The sequence below is a fragment of the Streptomyces sp. NBC_00569 genome, from assembly GCF_036345255.1.
GTDB lineage: Bacteria > Actinomycetota > Actinomycetes > Streptomycetales > Streptomycetaceae > Streptomyces.
Window position 1 is genome coordinate 6649410 of the sequence record NZ_CP107783.1, and the last position, 14906, is coordinate 6664315.

Genomic DNA, 14906 nt, shown 5'->3' on the forward strand with positions numbered 1-14906 from the left:
ACTTAACCAGCAAAACCAAATATGTAACGCGCAGTTGACGAACGCAAGGGGTGCGCATGGCCGGGGACCGGACGAGAGAGCGGCCGCGGAGCCAGACGAGCGCCGGGGACCTGCTCCACCTCGTGCGCAGTGGCCGGGCGATCACGCGCGGCGCGCTCCAGGAGGCCACCGGGCTCTCCAGGGCCACCGTCGGCCAGCGGCTCGACCGGCTCTTCCGGGCGGGCTGGCTGCGTGAGGGCGCGGGCGGTCCCGCAGGGTCGCCGACGGGCGGGCGGCCCTCGCTGCGCCTGGAGTTCGACGACGCCCACGCGGTCGTCCTCGCCGCCTCCCTCGACACCCGGCACGCGCGCGCCGCCGTCCTCACGCTCACCGGCGAGCTGCTCGCCGAGCGCTCCGGCGCCCTCTCCGTCGACGAGGGGCCGGAGCAGGTGCTCGGCGCGCTCGGCGGCTGGTTCGCCGGGCTCCTGAAGGAGGCGGGCCGGAGCGCGGACGCGGTGTGCGGCATCGGGCTCGGGGTGCCGGGTCCCGTCGACACCGCCACGGGCCGCGTCGTGCAGCCGCCGATCATGCCGGGCTGGGACGGCTACGACATCAGGGGCCGCCTGGGCCGCGCCTTCGCCGAGCGGACGGGTGAGGGTGACGGGGGTGGCTCAGGTGACGCGGCCGGCGTCCCGGTTCTCGTCGACAACGACGCCAACCTGATGGCCTACGGCGAGCAGCGCACCGGTCACCCGGACTGCGCGGCCTTCGCCCTCGTCAAGGTGTCCACCGGCATCGGCGCGGGCGTCGTCGTCGGTGGCCAGATCTACCGGGGCATCGACGGGGGAGCGGGCGACATAGGGCATGTCCGGGTGCCCGAGGGTGCGGGCACGCTGTGTCGGTGCGGCTCGTACGGGTGTCTGGCGGCCGTGGCCAGCGGGCGTGCCCTCGCGCGGCGGCTCACGGAGGCCGGGGTCCCGGCGGAGTCGGGATCGGACGTGCGGGAGCTGCTCGCCGAGGGGCACCCCGAAGCGGTGCGTCTGGCACGGGAGGCCGGACGCAGTGTGGGTGAGGTTCTGGCGACGGTGGTGACGCTGCTCAACCCGGGGGTCCTGATGATCGCGGGGGATCTGGCCGGAACCCCCTTCCTCACGGGCGTACGTGAACTGCTCTATCAGCGGGCCCTGCCGCGCTCCACCGCTCATCTGGACGTGGTCACCGCGCGACTGGGTGAGCGGTCTGCCCTGGTCGGGGCGGGTGCGCTCGTGGTGGAGCACCTCTACGCGCCGGACCGGGCGGAGGAACGGCTCGCTGCGCTCGGCCTGTGAACGCCCGCATTCCGTCCGGATGCTGACATCGCGAGGTCCGGAAACGGCGTGATTCTCGCCACCCCTGATAGGGGTCGCGCTCAGATGAGCATGTTGAGGCCGGTTGTACATTTCTAAGGCATGGCACTGAGTGCCACCGCTCGATCATTTATGACTTGAACTCACATGAGTGATGAGTGCGCTCATCTGAGCGATATCGGGGCTCTATGGGGGTTGAGCGTTCAAGAAATGAAGACAAGACCCCGAGCGTCGCTATCTCTTAGTTACTTTCGATCTAGCGGCGGACGGGTGGTTACGGCCGTATGACGCACAAGTGGACGTACCCAGATGCCTTCGATCTGGGTATGTTCCTCGCCGTCAGGGCAGCCACCGAGTCATCGAGGAGTCGAGACCCGTGTCGGAAAACAAAGATCCCCACGTAGTGAAGTTCGTTTACGACTTCACCGAGGGAAACAAGGACCTCAAGGACCTCCTGGGCGGGAAGGGCGCGAACCTCGCCGAGATGACCAATCTCGGCCTGCCGGTTCCTCCCGGGTTCGTCATCACCACGGAGGCTTGCAAGGTCTACCTCGACAGTGGCGATGAGCCGGTGGCACTGCGTGACGAGGTGAGTGCGCACCTCGACGCCCTCGAGCAGAAGATGGGCAAGAAGCTCGGCCAGGCCGACAACCCCCTTCTGGTGTCGGTCCGTTCGGGCGCGAAGTTCTCCATGCCCGGCATGATGGACACCGTCCTCAACATCGGACTCTCCGACAAGTCCGTCCTCGGCCTGGTCAAGCAGTCCGGCGACGAGCGGTTCGCCTGGGACTCCTACCGGCGCCTCATCCAGATGTTCGGCAAGACCGTCCTGGACGTCGACGGAGAGCTCTTCGAGGACGCCCTCGACAAGGCCAAGGCCGCCAAGAAGGTCACGGTCGACACCGACCTCGACGCCTCCGACCTCAAGAAGCTGGTCACCCGCTTCAAGAAGATCGTGAAGACCGAGGCCGGCCGGGACTTCCCGCAGGACCCGCGCGAGCAGATGGACCTCGCCATCCACGCGGTCTTCGACTCCTGGAACACCGACCGCGCCAAGCTCTACCGCCGTCAGGAGCGCATCCCCGGCAACCTCGGCACCGCGGTCAACATCTGTTCCATGGTCTTCGGCAACCTCGGCCCCGACTCCGGCACCGGCGTCGCCTTCACCCGCGACCCCGCCTCCGGCCACCAGGGCGTGTACGGCGACTACCTCCAGAACGCGCAGGGCGAGGACGTCGTCGCGGGTATCCGCAACACCGTGCCGCTCGCCGAGCTCGAGTCGATCGACAAGAAGTCGTACGACCAGCTCATGCAGATCATGGAGACGCTCGAGACCCACTACCGGGATCTCTGCGACATCGAGTTCACGATCGAGCGCGGCCAGCTGTGGATGCTGCAGACCCGCGTCGGCAAGCGCACCGCCGGTGCCGCCTTCCGCATCGCGACGCAGCTCGTCGACCAGGGCCTCATCGACGAGGCGGAGGCGCTCCAGCGCGTCACGGGCGCCCAGCTCGCGCAGCTGATGTTCCCGCGCTTCGACGAGAACGCGAAGGTCGAGAAGATCGGCCGCGGCATCGCCGCCTCGCCGGGCGCCGCGGTCGGCAAGGCCGTCTTCGACTCGTACACCGCCGTCAAGTGGTCGCGTTCGGGCGAGAAGGTCATCCTGATCCGCCGCGAGACCAACCCCGACGACCTCGACGGCATGATCGCCGCCGAGGGCATCCTCACCTCGCGCGGCGGCAAGACGTCGCACGCCGCCGTCGTCGCCCGCGGCATGGGCAAGACCTGTGTCTGCGGCGCCGAGGACCTCGAGGTCGACACCAAGCGCCGTCGGATGACGGTCGGTGGGCAGGTCATCGAGGAAGGCGACATCGTCTCCATCGACGGCTCGACCGGCAAGGTCTACCTCGGTGAGGTGCCGGTCGTACCGTCCCCGGTCGTCGAGTACTTCGAGGGCCGCATGCACGCCGGCGCCGACGACGCCGACGAGCTCGTCGGCGCCGTGCACCGGATCATGGCGTACGCGGACCGCGTCCGCCGGCTGCGGGTGCGCGCCAACGCGGACAACGCCGAGGACGCGCTGCGCGCCCGCCGCTTCGGCGCGCAGGGCATCGGCCTGTGCCGCACCGAGCACATGTTCCTCGGCGAGCGCCGCGAGATGGTCGAGCACCTGATCCTCGCCGACACGGAGACGGAGCGCGAGGAGGCCCTCAAGGAGCTCCTTCCGCTCCAGAAGAAGGACTTCGTCGAGCTGTTCGAGGCGATGGACGGGCTCCCGGTGACGGTGCGCCTGCTCGACCCGCCGCTGCACGAGTTCCTGCCCGACATCACCGAGCTGTCGGTGCGCGTCGCGCTCGCCGAGTCCCGTCAGGACTCCAACGAGAACGACCTGCGCCTCCTGCAGGCCGTGCACCGCCTGCACGAGCAGAACCCGATGCTGGGCCTGCGCGGTGTCCGTCTCGGCCTCGTGATCCCGGGCCTGTTCGCCATGCAGGTACGGGCCATCGCCGAGGCCGCCGCGGAGCGCAAGAACGCCAAGGGCGACCCGCGCGCCGAGATCATGATTCCGCTCGTCGGCACCGTCCAGGAGCTGGAGATCGTCCGCGAGGAGGCCGAGCAGGTCATCGCGGAGGTGCAGGAGCAGACCGGCGTCGAGCTGAAGCTGGCGCTCGGCACGATGATCGAGCTGCCGCGCGCCGCGCTGACGGCCGGGCAGATCGCCGAGGCCGCGGAGTTCTTCTCCTTCGGCACGAACGACCTGACGCAGACCGTCTGGGGCTTCTCCCGCGACGACGTGGAGGCCTCGTTCTTCACGGCGTACCTGGAGAAGGGCATCTTCGGGGTCTCGCCGTTCGAGACCATCGACAAGGACGGCGTCGGCAGTCTCGTGCGCAACGCCGTGGAGGCCGGCCGCGCCACGCGGCCCGACCTCAAGCTCGGCGTCTGCGGCGAGCACGGCGGTGACCCGGAGTCGGTCCACTTCTTCCACGAGGTAGGCCTGGACTACGTCTCCTGCTCGCCGTTCCGTATCCCGGTCGCCCGCCTCGAGGCCGGCCGCGCCGCGTCGACGTCGACGGGCAGCGACCACCGGTAGGAACCGGTCCGCAAAACTCCGGAGCCGTTGTCTGGGTGCCCGACCCTCACGAAAGGCGGCGGCTCCGGTGCACCGAAGGAGAGGGCGGTACCCCTTGTGCGGGGGGTACCGCCCTTTCGTGTGCCCGGAGGCGGGCCCTCTTGGGGGTTCTGTGATGTCCGTTCCCTTGTGAGGCCCGGGAGGCAAGTGGTGTAGTCCATTTCATGCCTCTGAGTAACGGTACGGCTTCACCGCGTCTGTCACGCCGCTCGTTCGTCACCGCCCTCGCGGTGACCTCGGCAGCCACCGCCCTGCCGATCGGGCTCGGGCCCGCCCCCGCGCGGGCCGCCGGCGGGAGCGCGGTCAACGAGCGCCCCGTCGTCATCCCCGCTCTCCAGGCCTGGGCCGGATCCACGGGACGGTACCGCCTCGAAGCGGGCGCACCGGTCGTCGTGCAGACCGCGGAACCGGGTGAGCTCCTCACGCTCGCCCGGCAGTTCGCCGACGAGATCGAAGAGGTCACCGGCATCAGGCCCGGCGCGCCCCGTGCCGGCCGCGGAGTACGGGGCGGCCTGCGGCTCGTCCTCGACCCGGCCGACCGGCACGCGCCGGGAGGCGACCGGTACGCCGAGGAGGGCTACACCCTCACCGTCACCGCATCCGCCGTCACGGTCACCGCACCCACCCGTACCGGCCTCTACTACGGCACGCGCTCGGTCCTGCAGATACTCCTGCGCTCCGAGGGGCGGCGTGAACTGCCCACGGGCACCGCCCACGACTGGCCCGACTACCGGCTGCGCGGCTTCATGCTCGACGTGGGCCGCCGCTACTTCACCCCGGGCTTCGTCCGCGACCAGCTGCGCCTGATGGGCTGGTTCAAGCTCAACGACCTGCAACTGCATCTGAACGACAATGAGATCAGCCCGGCAGGCGGCGACTGGTCCAAGGCCTACGACGCGTTCCGGCTGCGCAGCGAAAAGCCCGAATGGGCCGGGCTCGCCGCATCCGACGGCTCGTACGCGCGGGAGGACTGGGACTCTTTCGAGGACACCGCGGCCGCCCACGCCGTCCAGCTCACCCCCGAGATCGACGCGCCCGCACACGCCCGCTCCTTCGTGCGCTTCCGTCCCGAACTCGGCCTGAAGGGCGGCAACTCCGACCACCTCGACCTCGCGAAACCGGAGACGACGGCCTTCATGAAGACGGTCTTCGACGAGTTCGCGCCCTGGTTCCGCAGCCCCGAGGTCCACTACGGCGCCGACGAGTACACCGGCCCCGAGGAGCAGTACCGCGGCTACTTCAACGCCATGGCCGCCCACCTGCGCACCCTCGGAAAGCGCCCCCGCGCCTGGGGCAGCCTCACCGAGATGGCGCCCTCCGGCACGTCCGGCTACGACCGTGACGTCACCATCCACAGCTGGAACAACGGCTGGTACGGCCCCAAGGCGGCCACGGCCGACGGCTACGAGATCGTCAACACCAACGACGGGCTCCTCTACATCGTCCCGTTCGCCACCTACTACCACCCGCTCGGCCTCGACGGCCCCTATCTGTACGAGAGCTGGGCCCCGCACGTCTTCCCCGGCGATCAGAGCCTCCAGCCGCACGACCCGAAGCTGCGCGGCGCCATGTCCGCCGTGTGGAACGACCTCGTGCACGCCACGTACACCCAGCAGGCCGTCCACGGTCTGGTCGAGAAGACCTTCGGGACGCTCGCTCAGAAGATGTGGAGCGGGTCCGGCGCGGGCCTGAGCTACCGGGACTTCACCGCCGAGCTGCGGCGCGGGATCGCCGGACCCGGGCTCACCACCCTCACGCCCACCCTCGCGGAACCCGACCAGATCTCCCTGGACGCGCCGGCCACCGCCTCCTCCACGGCCGCGGGTTCCCGCCCCGCGTACGCCACCGACGGCAGCCCGGTCACCCGGTGGACCAGCGGCCGCGAGCGGGCTCCCTGGCTGGCCGTCGACCTCGGGCAGAGCCGGCCCGTACAGCGTGTGCGCGTCGAATGGGGGCAGGACCACGGCACCGCGTACGCCGTCGAGGTCTCCGACGACGGCGTCGCGTGGCGCACCGTGGCCGAGCGCACCGGCCGCGACCGCGCGGGCTGGGACGAACTCGGCTTCCCGGCGACCACCGCCCGCCATGTACGCCTGCGCGGCCGGGAGCGCGCGAGCGCGCGGTACTCGGTGTGGAGCCTCCAGGTGTACGACATCCCCGACCTGGCGCTCGGCCGCCCCACCACCGCGTCGTCCGCCGAGACGGCCACGCTCACCGCGCCCAACGCCACCGACGGCGACCCGGGCACCCGCTGGGCGTCGAAGTACACGGACGGTGAGTGGATCGAGGTCGACCTGGAACAGACGCGGACCGTGCGGCGGATCGTCCTCGACTGGGAGACGGCCGCCGGACGGGACTACGACCTCCAGGTCTGCGCCGACGCCACGGGCTCGTCCTGGAGCACCGTCGCCGCGCGCCGCGACCGCACCACGGCCGGGGTGGACACGGTCGACCTCGACGCCGTGGAGGCGCGGCGCGTACGGATGCTGGGCGTGAAGCGGCAGACGACGTACGGGTACTCGCTCTACCGGTTCGAAGTGCGGGGCTGAGCGCAGGGGCGAAGGGGGTACGGGGAAACGAGGGTGCGGGGTTCCGCATCTACTGACGGGTAAGTACAGTCGGGCACCCCCGTACCCCCTCGTCCAGGGAGCGCAGCCATGACCGGCTGGAACGCGAGCGACATCCCCGACCAGAGCGGCCGCACGGCCGTGGTCACCGGCGCCAACAGCGGCATCGGCTACATCACGGCACGCGAGCTGGCCCGCAAGGGTGCCCGCGTCGTCCTCGCCTGCCGCAGCGAGGCGCGGGGCACGGCCGCGCTGCAGCGGCTGCGCTCCGAAGTGCCGGGCGCGCAGGCCGACTTCGAGCAGCTCGACCTGGGTGACCTGTCGTCCGTGCGCAAGTTCGCCGGATCCCACGGCGGCGAGCGGCTCGACCTGCTGATCAACAACGCGGGCGTGATGGCGCTGCCCCAGGGGCGGACCGCCGACGGCTTCGAGACGCAGTTCGGCGTCAACCACCTCGGCCACTTCGCGCTGACCGGCCTGCTCCTGCCCGAACTCCTCGACACACCCGGCGCCCGCGTCGTCAGCGTCTCCAGCGGCTTCCACGCCCTCGCCGACGTCGACATCGCGGACCTCAACAGCGAGCGCCGCTACCGGCGCTGGATCGCGTACGGCCGCTCCAAGACGGCGAACCTGCTGTTCATCCACGAACTGGCGCGCAAGCTGGCGGCCCGCGGGTCCGACGTCGTCGCGGCGTCCGCGCACCCCGGGTACGCCTCCACGAACCTCGCGACGCAGGGCGTGCGCATGGAAGGCCGCAAGGCCGTCGAGCGGGTCATCGAGCTGGGCAACCGGGTCATCGCCCAGTCCGCCGAGGCCGGCGCGCTGCCCACGCTGTACGCGGCGACGGCTCCCGGGGTGCTCCCGGACTCGTTCACCGGCCCGTCCCTGATGATGTGGCGCGGGGCGCCCGCGAAGTCGTGGCGGGCCCGGCGGACCTTCGACGACGCGGCGGGGGAGCGCCTGTGGGCGGCGTCGGAACAGCTGACGGGCGTGACGTTCTAGAAGACGTTCCAGGGGGTGTTTCAAGCCGCCGGACCGGCTGGTCCGGCGGCCGGCTAGTCGAGTTCGGAGGCGTCGAAGACCGCGCGGGCCGCGTCGCCGTCGATGCGGGCCGCGAGGCGGTCGATGACCGGAGTGCCGCAGCGGAGCAGTCCGTTCGCGCGGGCCCGGCGCGCGCCCGTCTCCAGGCGGTGCCACAGGACGGGGTTGTCGGTGAGCACCTTCGGGTCCAGCTCCACCCGGCCGCCGAGCGCGTCGCGCAGCACGAGCCGCGGTGTCACCCCGTCGCTGTGGCGCACCGACGTCAGCAGGTCCGTGCAGACCCGCCGCGTGCCCCGGATGCCGCGCACGGCGAGCCAGCCGGGACCCGCGCTGACCAGCGGCGGATGCAGTACGGCGTGCAGCAGCACCGAGAGCCCCGCCCACAGCCCGACCCGCGCCGCGCTCAGCGTGCCGTTGGCCGTGTCGATCACCAGGATCAGGCAGAACAGCGTGAGCGCGCAGAACACCGCCGCCCGCAGATCGGCGGCCCACCGCCGGTCCCGCACCACCGCGTCCCGCACAGCCGGCGCCGCCGCCCGCCCGCGGGATCCCGCCCTCGTATCGCGTCCCATGCAGCGCACCGTAAGCCCGTGCGGCGCCCCGGGTCAGCACTCTTGACGCGTCGCTGATCCGCCCGCCGCGCACGTTGACGCCGTACTGACGGGAGGGGCCGACATACGGCTGTAGTCCCTCTGTCGTAATCCCACTGCATGGTTGATCGTTGGGCCGTCGGAATCCGTGGACGCCGAAAGCAGCGGGCGTACGAACAGCAGGGGGACGATCAATGACCATCAGCCGCAGGGGACTGCTCGGGACCGGCGCCGCGCTGGGGCTGCTCACCGCGTGCGGCTCCCACACCGGCCGGGACGACGGAGGGCCGGGCGGCGGGCCGGAGCTTTCGCAGTGGTACCACCAGTACGGCGAGCAGGGCACCGAGCAGGCCGTGAAGAAGTACGCCGCCGCGTACGACAAGGCGCGCGTCACCGTCCAGTGGCGGCCCGGCAACTACGACGAGCAGACGGCCGCCGCCCTCCTCACCGACTCGGGCCCCGACGTCTTCGAGGTCAACGGGCCCACCCTCGACCAGATCCAGGGCAAGCAGATCGCCGACCTCACCGGCCTGTTCGAGGGGGTCAAGGACGACTTCAACCCGGCGGTCCTCGCCCCGAAGACGTACGACGGCAGGATCTGGGCGATCCCGCAGGTCATCGACATGCAGATGCTCTACTACCGCAAGAGCCTGCTCGCCGACGCGGGCGTCGAGCCGCCGAGGACGCTCGACGAGCTCGTGGACGCCGCGAAGAAGCTCACCTCGAAGAAGACCAAGGGGCTCTTCCTCGGCAACGACGGAGGCGCCGGCGTCCTCGGCGGCACGCCCCTGTACGCGGCCGGCCTCGAACTCGTCACCGAGGACGGCAAGGTCGGCTTCGACGACCCGGCCGCCGCCCGCGCCCTCGGCAAGATCCACCAGCTGTACGCCGACAGGTCGCTGCTCCTGGGCGCGCCCTCCGACTGGTCCGACCCGTCGGCGTTCGTCCAGGGCCTGACCGCCATGCAGTGGTCCGGCCTGTGGGCGCTGCCCACCGTGCAGAAGGCGCTCGGCGACGACTTCGGCGTGCTGCCCTTCCCGAAGGACGGCGCCGGCGAGCCGTCGGTGCCGGTCGGCGCGTACGGAGCGGCGATTTCCACCCGAGGCAAGCACCAGCAGGCCGCGAAGGACTACCTCAAGTGGCTGTGGATCGACCGCACCGAGTACCAGGAGGACTTCGCCCTCTCGTACGGCTTCCACATCCCGGCCCGGATCTCGCTGGCGAAGAAGGCCGGGAAGCTCAGGAAGGGCGCGGCGGCCGACGCCGTCCGCTTCACGACCGACCACGGCCACGCCCAGCCCCTCCGCTGGACACCGGCCAGCCAGACCGCCTACCAGGACGCCCTCAGCCGCATCATCAAGGACGGCGCGAGCCCGGACAGCGAGCTGAAGAAGGTCGTGCGGAAGGTGTCGGCCGACCTCGACCGCGTGAAGAAGAAATGAGCCTCCGGCAAGAGGGCCGCCGCCAGGCGATCCCTCGGCAGAGAGGCAGCCGGCAGGGCGGCACGGCACGCAAGTGGGCCGGCGTCCAGAACCGCACCCTCTGGTTCTGGATCTTCGTCGGGCCCTTCCTCCTCGGCCTCGGCGTCTTCACGTACATCCCGCTCGGCTGGAGCGTCTACCTCAGCTTCTTCGACGCCCACAACACCGTCACCCCGAGCGACTTCGTCGGCCTCGGCAACTACACGGCGATGCTGAAGAACGAGGCGTTCACCGACAGCCTGTGGACCTTCCTCGTCTTCTCGCTCTTCATCGTGCCCGCGACCTACGCGCTGTCGCTCGCCCTCGCCCTCATGGTGAACCGCCTGCGCCACGCCCAGGCGTTCTTCCGCTCGGTCTTCTTCCTGCCCGCCGCCTGCAGCTACGTGGTGGCCGCCCTGATCTGGAAGATGTCGCTCTTCAACGGGGTGCGGTTCGGGCTCGCCAACACCGTCCTCGGCTGGTTCGGCGGCGACCAGATCGCCTGGCTGTCGACGACCGACCCGCCCTGGTACTGGGCCGTCATCGTCACCGTACGGCTCTGGCTCCAGGCCGGCTTCTACATGGTGCTGTTCCTCGCGGGGCTCCAGCGCATCAGCCCCACCCTCTACGAGGCGGCGGCCGTCGACGGGGCGCGCCCCGGCTGGCAGGTCTTCCGGCACATCACGTTCCCGCAGCTGCGGGCCACCTCCGTGGCGGTCGTCCTGCTCCTCGTCATCAACGCCTTCCAGGCCTTCGACGAGTTCTACAACCTGCTCTCGGACGCCCGCGGCTATCCGCCGTACGCCAGACCCCCGCTCGTCTACCTCTACTACACGGCGCTCGGCCAGGGGCAGAACCTCGGGCTCGGCAGCGCGGGCGCGGTGCTGCTCGCCCTGATCATCGCGGTGGTGACGGTGGGGCAGGCCAAGTGGTTCGGCCTGGGCCGGAAGGAGGCGCAGTGAGGGACGACTCCCGGGTCAGGGCGGGCCGCGCCCTGCGCCTCGCCCTGCTGATCGCGCTCGCGCTCCTGTTCCTGATCCCCTTCTACCTCCTTGTGCGCAACGGGCTCGCCGCCGAGAGCGACATCACCTCGCCCGAGTGGACGTTCTTCCCGTCCTCGCTGCACTGGGGGAACGTGAGGGAGCTCTTCGGCGACACGTCCGTCCCCTACGCCCGCTCCCTGCTCAACTCCGCGCTCATCGCGGTCGCGACGACGCTCGGCACCCTCCTCCTCGCCTCGCTCGCCGGCTACGGCCTGGCCCGCATCCCGTACCGGCACGCGAACAAGGTCTTCTACGCGATCCTCGGCACCCTGATGGTCCCGGCCGCGGTCACCTTCGTGCCCAGCTTCGTGCTCGTCTCGTCGCTGGGCTGGATCTCGACACTGCGCGGACTGATCGTCCCGACCCTGTTCTCCGCGTTCGCCTGCTTCGTGTTCCGCCAGTACTTCCTGGGATTTCCCGGGGAGCTGGAGGACGCGGCGCGCGTCGACGGGCTCGGCCACTGGCGTACGTACTGGCGGGTGGTCGTGCCCAACTCCCGGCCCGTCTTCGCGGCCGTCGGCACGATCGTCTTCATCGGCGCGTGGAACTCCTTCCTGTGGCCCCTGGTCATCGGCCAGGACCGCAACGCATGGACCGTCCAGGTGGCTCTCTCGTCCTTCACCACGTCCCAAGTGGTGCGGCTCCACGAGCTGTTCATCGCGGCGGCCGTGTCGATCGTGCCGCTGCTCGTGGTGTTCCTGTTCTTCCAGCGGTGGATCGTGGCGGGGGTGGAGCGCTCGGGCATCGACGACTGACCCACCCTCTCTCCGCACGGCCGGATGTGCGCGGTCCCGCGCTGCCGGCCGTGCGCGCGATCGGTCAGGACATGCCCGGCGTGGGTCAGGCGATGCTCGGCGTGGTCTGCACGGTGTACGTGGTGACCGCGTAGGCCTCGTCGTCGAGACATGCGCCGCTCTCCAGGTCGAAACGCTGCTTGAGCAGCGGCGACGCGACGAACGGGCGGCCCTCGGCCGAGCCGATCAGGCCGCGTGAGAGGACCGCGGCGCCCGTGAACGGGTCACGGTTGCCGACCGCGTAGAGGCGGCCCGTGCGGTCCAGGAACACGGCGGCCTGCCGGCCGTCGGGGAGCAGCGCCGCGACCCCTCGGCCGGGGGTCAGCCGGGCCAGTTCGCAGACCGTGAACCAGGCGTCCTCCAGGTGGAGTTGCACCATCACGGCGGTCTTCTCGGGAGCGACGGTCATGACGTCACCGAACCTTCCAGGGGGCGGGAGCCGATGGACAGCAGGGGCAGGTCGGGCTTGATCTGGTCGCGCTCCGGGACGAACCGCACCAGCGGGTCCGGTGCGTCGGGCGCGTTCACGAAGGACACGAAGCGCTCCAGGCGCTCCGGGTCGTCGAGGGTGTCGGCCCACTCGTCGCGGTAGTGCGCGACGTGGTCGGCCATCAGGGCCTCCAGCTCGTCGCAGAGGCCGAGGGAGTCGTGCACGACGACGTCCCGAACGTGGTCGAGGCCGCCCTCGATCCGTTCCAGCCAGCCCGCCGTACGCTCCAGACGGTCGGCCGTGCGGATGTAGAACATCAGGAACCGGTCGATCAGCCGGATCAGCTCGGCGTCCGACAGGTCCTGCGCGAGGAGGTCCGCGTGGCGAGGGGTCGCGCCGCCGTTGCCGCCCACGTACAGGTTCCAGCCGTTGGCCGTGGCGATCACCCCGAAGTCCTTCGACTGGGCCTCCGCGCACTCGCGCCCGCAGCCCGACACGGCCGACTTCAGCTTGTGCGGCGCCCGCAGGCCCCGGTAGCGCAGCTCCAGGTCGATCGCCATGCGCACCGAGTCCTGGACGCCGTAGCGGCACCATGTCTGACCCACGCACGACTTCACCGTCCGCAGCGCCTTGCCGTACGCGTGGCCCGACTCGAATCCGGCGTCCACCAACCGCGCCCAGATCAGCGGCAGCTGCTCGACCCGCGCGCCGAACAGGTCGATCCGCTGCCCCCCGGTGATCTTTGTGTAGAGGCCGAAGTCGCGCGCCACCTCACCGATCACGATCAGCTTCTCCGGGGTGACCTCGCCGCCGGGGATGCGGGGCACGACCGAATAGGAGCCGTTCTTCTGGAGGTTGGCGAGGAAGTGGTCGTTCGTGTCCTGGAGCGCCGCCTGCTCGCCGTCGAGGACATGGCCCTCGGCGCCGATCGTCGGGGCGAGGGAGGCGATGATCGAGCCGACGGCCGGCTTGCACACCTCACAGCCCTCGCCGCCGCGCGCACCGTCCCGCCCGTGCGCGTCGAGCAGCTCCGCGTACGACGCGATCCGCTTGACCCGGACGATCTCGTACAGCTCGGCGCGGGTGTGCGGGAAGCAGCCGCACAGGCCCTTGTCGCCGCTCTGCGGGAGGAGCTGGCCGATCAGCTTCACGCAACTGCCGCAGCCCGTTCCGGCCTTGGTGCACTTCTTCACCTCGGGCAGCGTGGCGTGCGCCTGGATCGCCTCCTTGGTGACGTTGTGGCAGGAGCAGATCACCGCGTCGCCGGGCAGCGCCTCCGGGCCGAGCGCCACCGGCGCCCCCGCGCCGGCGGGCAGCACCAGCTGCTCGGGCGCCACCGGCGGCACCGAACCGGTCAGCGCGCGCAGCGTCCCGTACGCCTCCGCGTCCCCGACCAGGATCCCGCCGAGCAGCTCCCCCTCCGGGCCCACCACGAGCTTCTTGTACGTGCCCGAGCGCGAGTCCGAGTAGACGACGTCGAGGCAGCCGTCGGCCGCGCCGTGCGCGTCGCCGAACGACGCCACGTCCACGCCGAGCAGCTTCAGCTTCGTCGACAGGTCGGCACCGGTGAACTGTCCGTCCTGCGAGGCGATCGAGGCGGCCACCGTCTGCGCCATCTCGTAGCCCGGCGCGACCAGGCCGTACACGCGGCCGTCCACGGCCTGCGCGCACTCGCCGATCGCGTAGACGGCCGGGTCGCTGGTGCGGCACCGCTCGTCGACGGTGATGCCGCCGCGCTCGCCGACCGTGAGGCCCATGTCGCGGGCCAGCTGGTCGCGCGGCCGCACGCCTGCCGAGAACACCACCAGGTCCGTCGCCAGCTCCGAGCCGTCCGACAGCTTCATGGCGCGCACCGCGCCGTCCTCGTCGCCGGTCAGGATCTCCTGAGTGCCGACGCCCGTGTGGACGCTCAGGCCCATGCCCGTGATGGTGCGCAGGAGGGCCGCGCCGCCGCCCTCGTCGACCTGCACCGGCATCAGACGCGGCGCGAACTCCACGACGTGTGTGTCGAGGCCGAGGCCGCGCAGGGCGCCGGCCGCCTCCAGGCCGAGCAGCCCGCCGCCCACCACGGCGCCGGTCGTGGCGCGCCGCTTCGCGTACTCCTCGATCGCGAGCAGGTCCTCGATCGTGCGGTACACGAAACAGCCCGTCGCGTCCTTGCCGGGCACGGGCGGCACGAACGGGTAGGAGCCGGTCGCGAGAACGAGCGTGTCGTACGTGACCTGGAGACCCGAGCGCGCCGTGACCGTCCGCGTCGCGCGGTCGATGTGCTCGGCCGGGTCCCCGAGGTGCAGCTCGATGCGGTGCCGGGCGAGGAACCCGGCGTCCGTGAGGGAGAGGTCGTCCGGGGTGCGGCCCGAGAAGTACGAGGTGAGCTGGACCCGGTCGTAGGCGGGGCGCGGCTCCTCGCACAGCACGACGACGCGGTGCGTGTCCGTGAGACCGCGCTCGGCCAGGGCCTCCAGGAAGCGCTGGCCGACCATGCCGTGGCCGACGAGTACGAGTGTGGGCATGGTGGGCATC

General features: G+C 70.8%; 10 protein-coding genes. 7 read left to right on the top strand and 3 right to left on the bottom strand.

Features of this window, described 5'->3' with window-relative positions; genetic code table 11:
• Positions 1-56: 56 nt before the first annotated feature.
• The 4 genes from OHO83_RS29880 to OHO83_RS29895 all read left to right on the top strand — a co-directional run bounded on the left by OHO83_RS29880 (position 57) and on the right by OHO83_RS29895 (position 8027).
• Positions 57-1307 (top strand): ROK family transcriptional regulator, encoded by a 1251-nt coding sequence (locus OHO83_RS29880; RefSeq protein WP_266670342.1) that lies wholly within the window; start codon positions 57-59, stop codon positions 1305-1307.
• 394 nt (positions 1308-1701) lie between these two features.
• Positions 1702-4419, top strand: a complete 2718-nt coding sequence (gene ppdK, locus OHO83_RS29885) for a pyruvate, phosphate dikinase (RefSeq protein ID WP_266670340.1) — start codon at positions 1702-1704, stop codon at positions 4417-4419.
• A 203-nt stretch (positions 4420-4622) separates the two neighbouring features.
• A complete protein-coding gene (locus OHO83_RS29890; RefSeq protein WP_330279993.1) occupies positions 4623-7007 on the top strand; it encodes a galactose-binding domain-containing protein in 2385 nt (794 codons plus the stop codon).
• A 108-nt stretch (positions 7008-7115) separates the two neighbouring features.
• Positions 7116-8027: an oxidoreductase gene (locus tag OHO83_RS29895; protein WP_266670336.1), complete on the top strand. Its 912-nt coding sequence runs from the start codon at positions 7116-7118 to the stop codon at positions 8025-8027.
• Positions 8028-8080: 53 nt separating this feature from the next.
• Here the strand turns inward: OHO83_RS29895 and OHO83_RS29900 are convergent, their stop codons facing one another.
• Positions 8081-8638 (bottom strand): hypothetical protein, encoded by a 558-nt coding sequence (locus OHO83_RS29900; RefSeq protein ID WP_266670334.1) that lies wholly within the window; start codon positions 8636-8638, stop codon positions 8081-8083.
• A gap of 212 nt (positions 8639-8850) precedes the next feature.
• Between OHO83_RS29900 and OHO83_RS29905 the strand changes: the two genes are divergently transcribed.
• From OHO83_RS29905 to OHO83_RS29915, 3 genes are read left to right on the top strand one after another with little or no spacing between them, the layout of a single operon-like run.
• A complete protein-coding gene (locus OHO83_RS29905; protein ID WP_330279994.1) occupies positions 8851-10098 on the top strand; it encodes an ABC transporter substrate-binding protein in 1248 nt (415 codons plus the stop codon).
• Complete coding sequence (locus tag OHO83_RS29910) at positions 10095-11078, top strand: carbohydrate ABC transporter permease (protein WP_329435330.1); 984 nt, start codon at positions 10095-10097, stop codon at positions 11076-11078. The genes OHO83_RS29905 and OHO83_RS29910 overlap by 4 nt, the downstream gene beginning before the upstream one ends.
• Positions 11075-11914 (top strand): carbohydrate ABC transporter permease, encoded by an 840-nt coding sequence (locus OHO83_RS29915; RefSeq protein ID WP_266670330.1) that lies wholly within the window; start codon positions 11075-11077, stop codon positions 11912-11914. Before OHO83_RS29910 ends, OHO83_RS29915 begins: the two co-directional genes overlap by 4 nt.
• Before the next feature lie 85 nt (positions 11915-11999).
• On the opposite strand, the gene nirD is transcribed toward OHO83_RS29915, so the two are convergent.
• On the bottom strand, positions 12000-12362 hold the full coding sequence (gene nirD, locus OHO83_RS29920; RefSeq protein WP_266670328.1) for a nitrite reductase small subunit NirD: 363 nt from the start codon (positions 12360-12362) through the stop codon (positions 12000-12002).
• Positions 12359-14905 carry a nitrite reductase large subunit NirB gene (gene nirB / locus OHO83_RS29925; protein ID WP_266670326.1) on the bottom strand — a complete coding sequence of 849 codons (2547 nt, stop codon included), beginning with the start codon at positions 14903-14905 and terminating at the stop codon, positions 12359-12361. Before nirB ends, nirD begins: the two co-directional genes overlap by 4 nt.
• Position 14906: the final 1 nt, after the last annotated feature.

Excerpts from the sequence above, each read along its gene's own strand:
- OHO83_RS29880 (WP_266670342.1), top strand. The coding sequence starts at position 57 with ATGGCCGGGGACCGGACGAGAGAGCGGCCGCGGAGCCAGACGAGCGCC.
- OHO83_RS29890 (WP_330279993.1), top strand. The coding sequence starts at position 4,623 with ATGCCTCTGAGTAACGGTACGGCTTCACCGCGTCTGTCACGCCGCTCG.
- OHO83_RS29895 (WP_266670336.1), top strand. The coding sequence starts at position 7,116 with ATGACCGGCTGGAACGCGAGCGACATCCCCGACCAGAGCGGCCGCACG.
- OHO83_RS29900 (WP_266670334.1), bottom strand. The coding sequence starts at position 8,638 with ATGGGACGCGATACGAGGGCGGGATCCCGCGGGCGGGCGGCGGCGCCG.
- OHO83_RS29905 (WP_330279994.1), top strand. The coding sequence starts at position 8,851 with ATGACCATCAGCCGCAGGGGACTGCTCGGGACCGGCGCCGCGCTGGGG.
- OHO83_RS29910 (WP_329435330.1), top strand. The coding sequence starts at position 10,095 with ATGAGCCTCCGGCAAGAGGGCCGCCGCCAGGCGATCCCTCGGCAGAGA.
- nirD (WP_266670328.1), bottom strand. The coding sequence starts at position 12,362 with ATGACCGTCGCTCCCGAGAAGACCGCCGTGATGGTGCAACTCCACCTG.
- nirB (WP_266670326.1), bottom strand. The coding sequence starts at position 14,905 with ATGCCCACCATGCCCACACTCGTACTCGTCGGCCACGGCATGGTCGGC.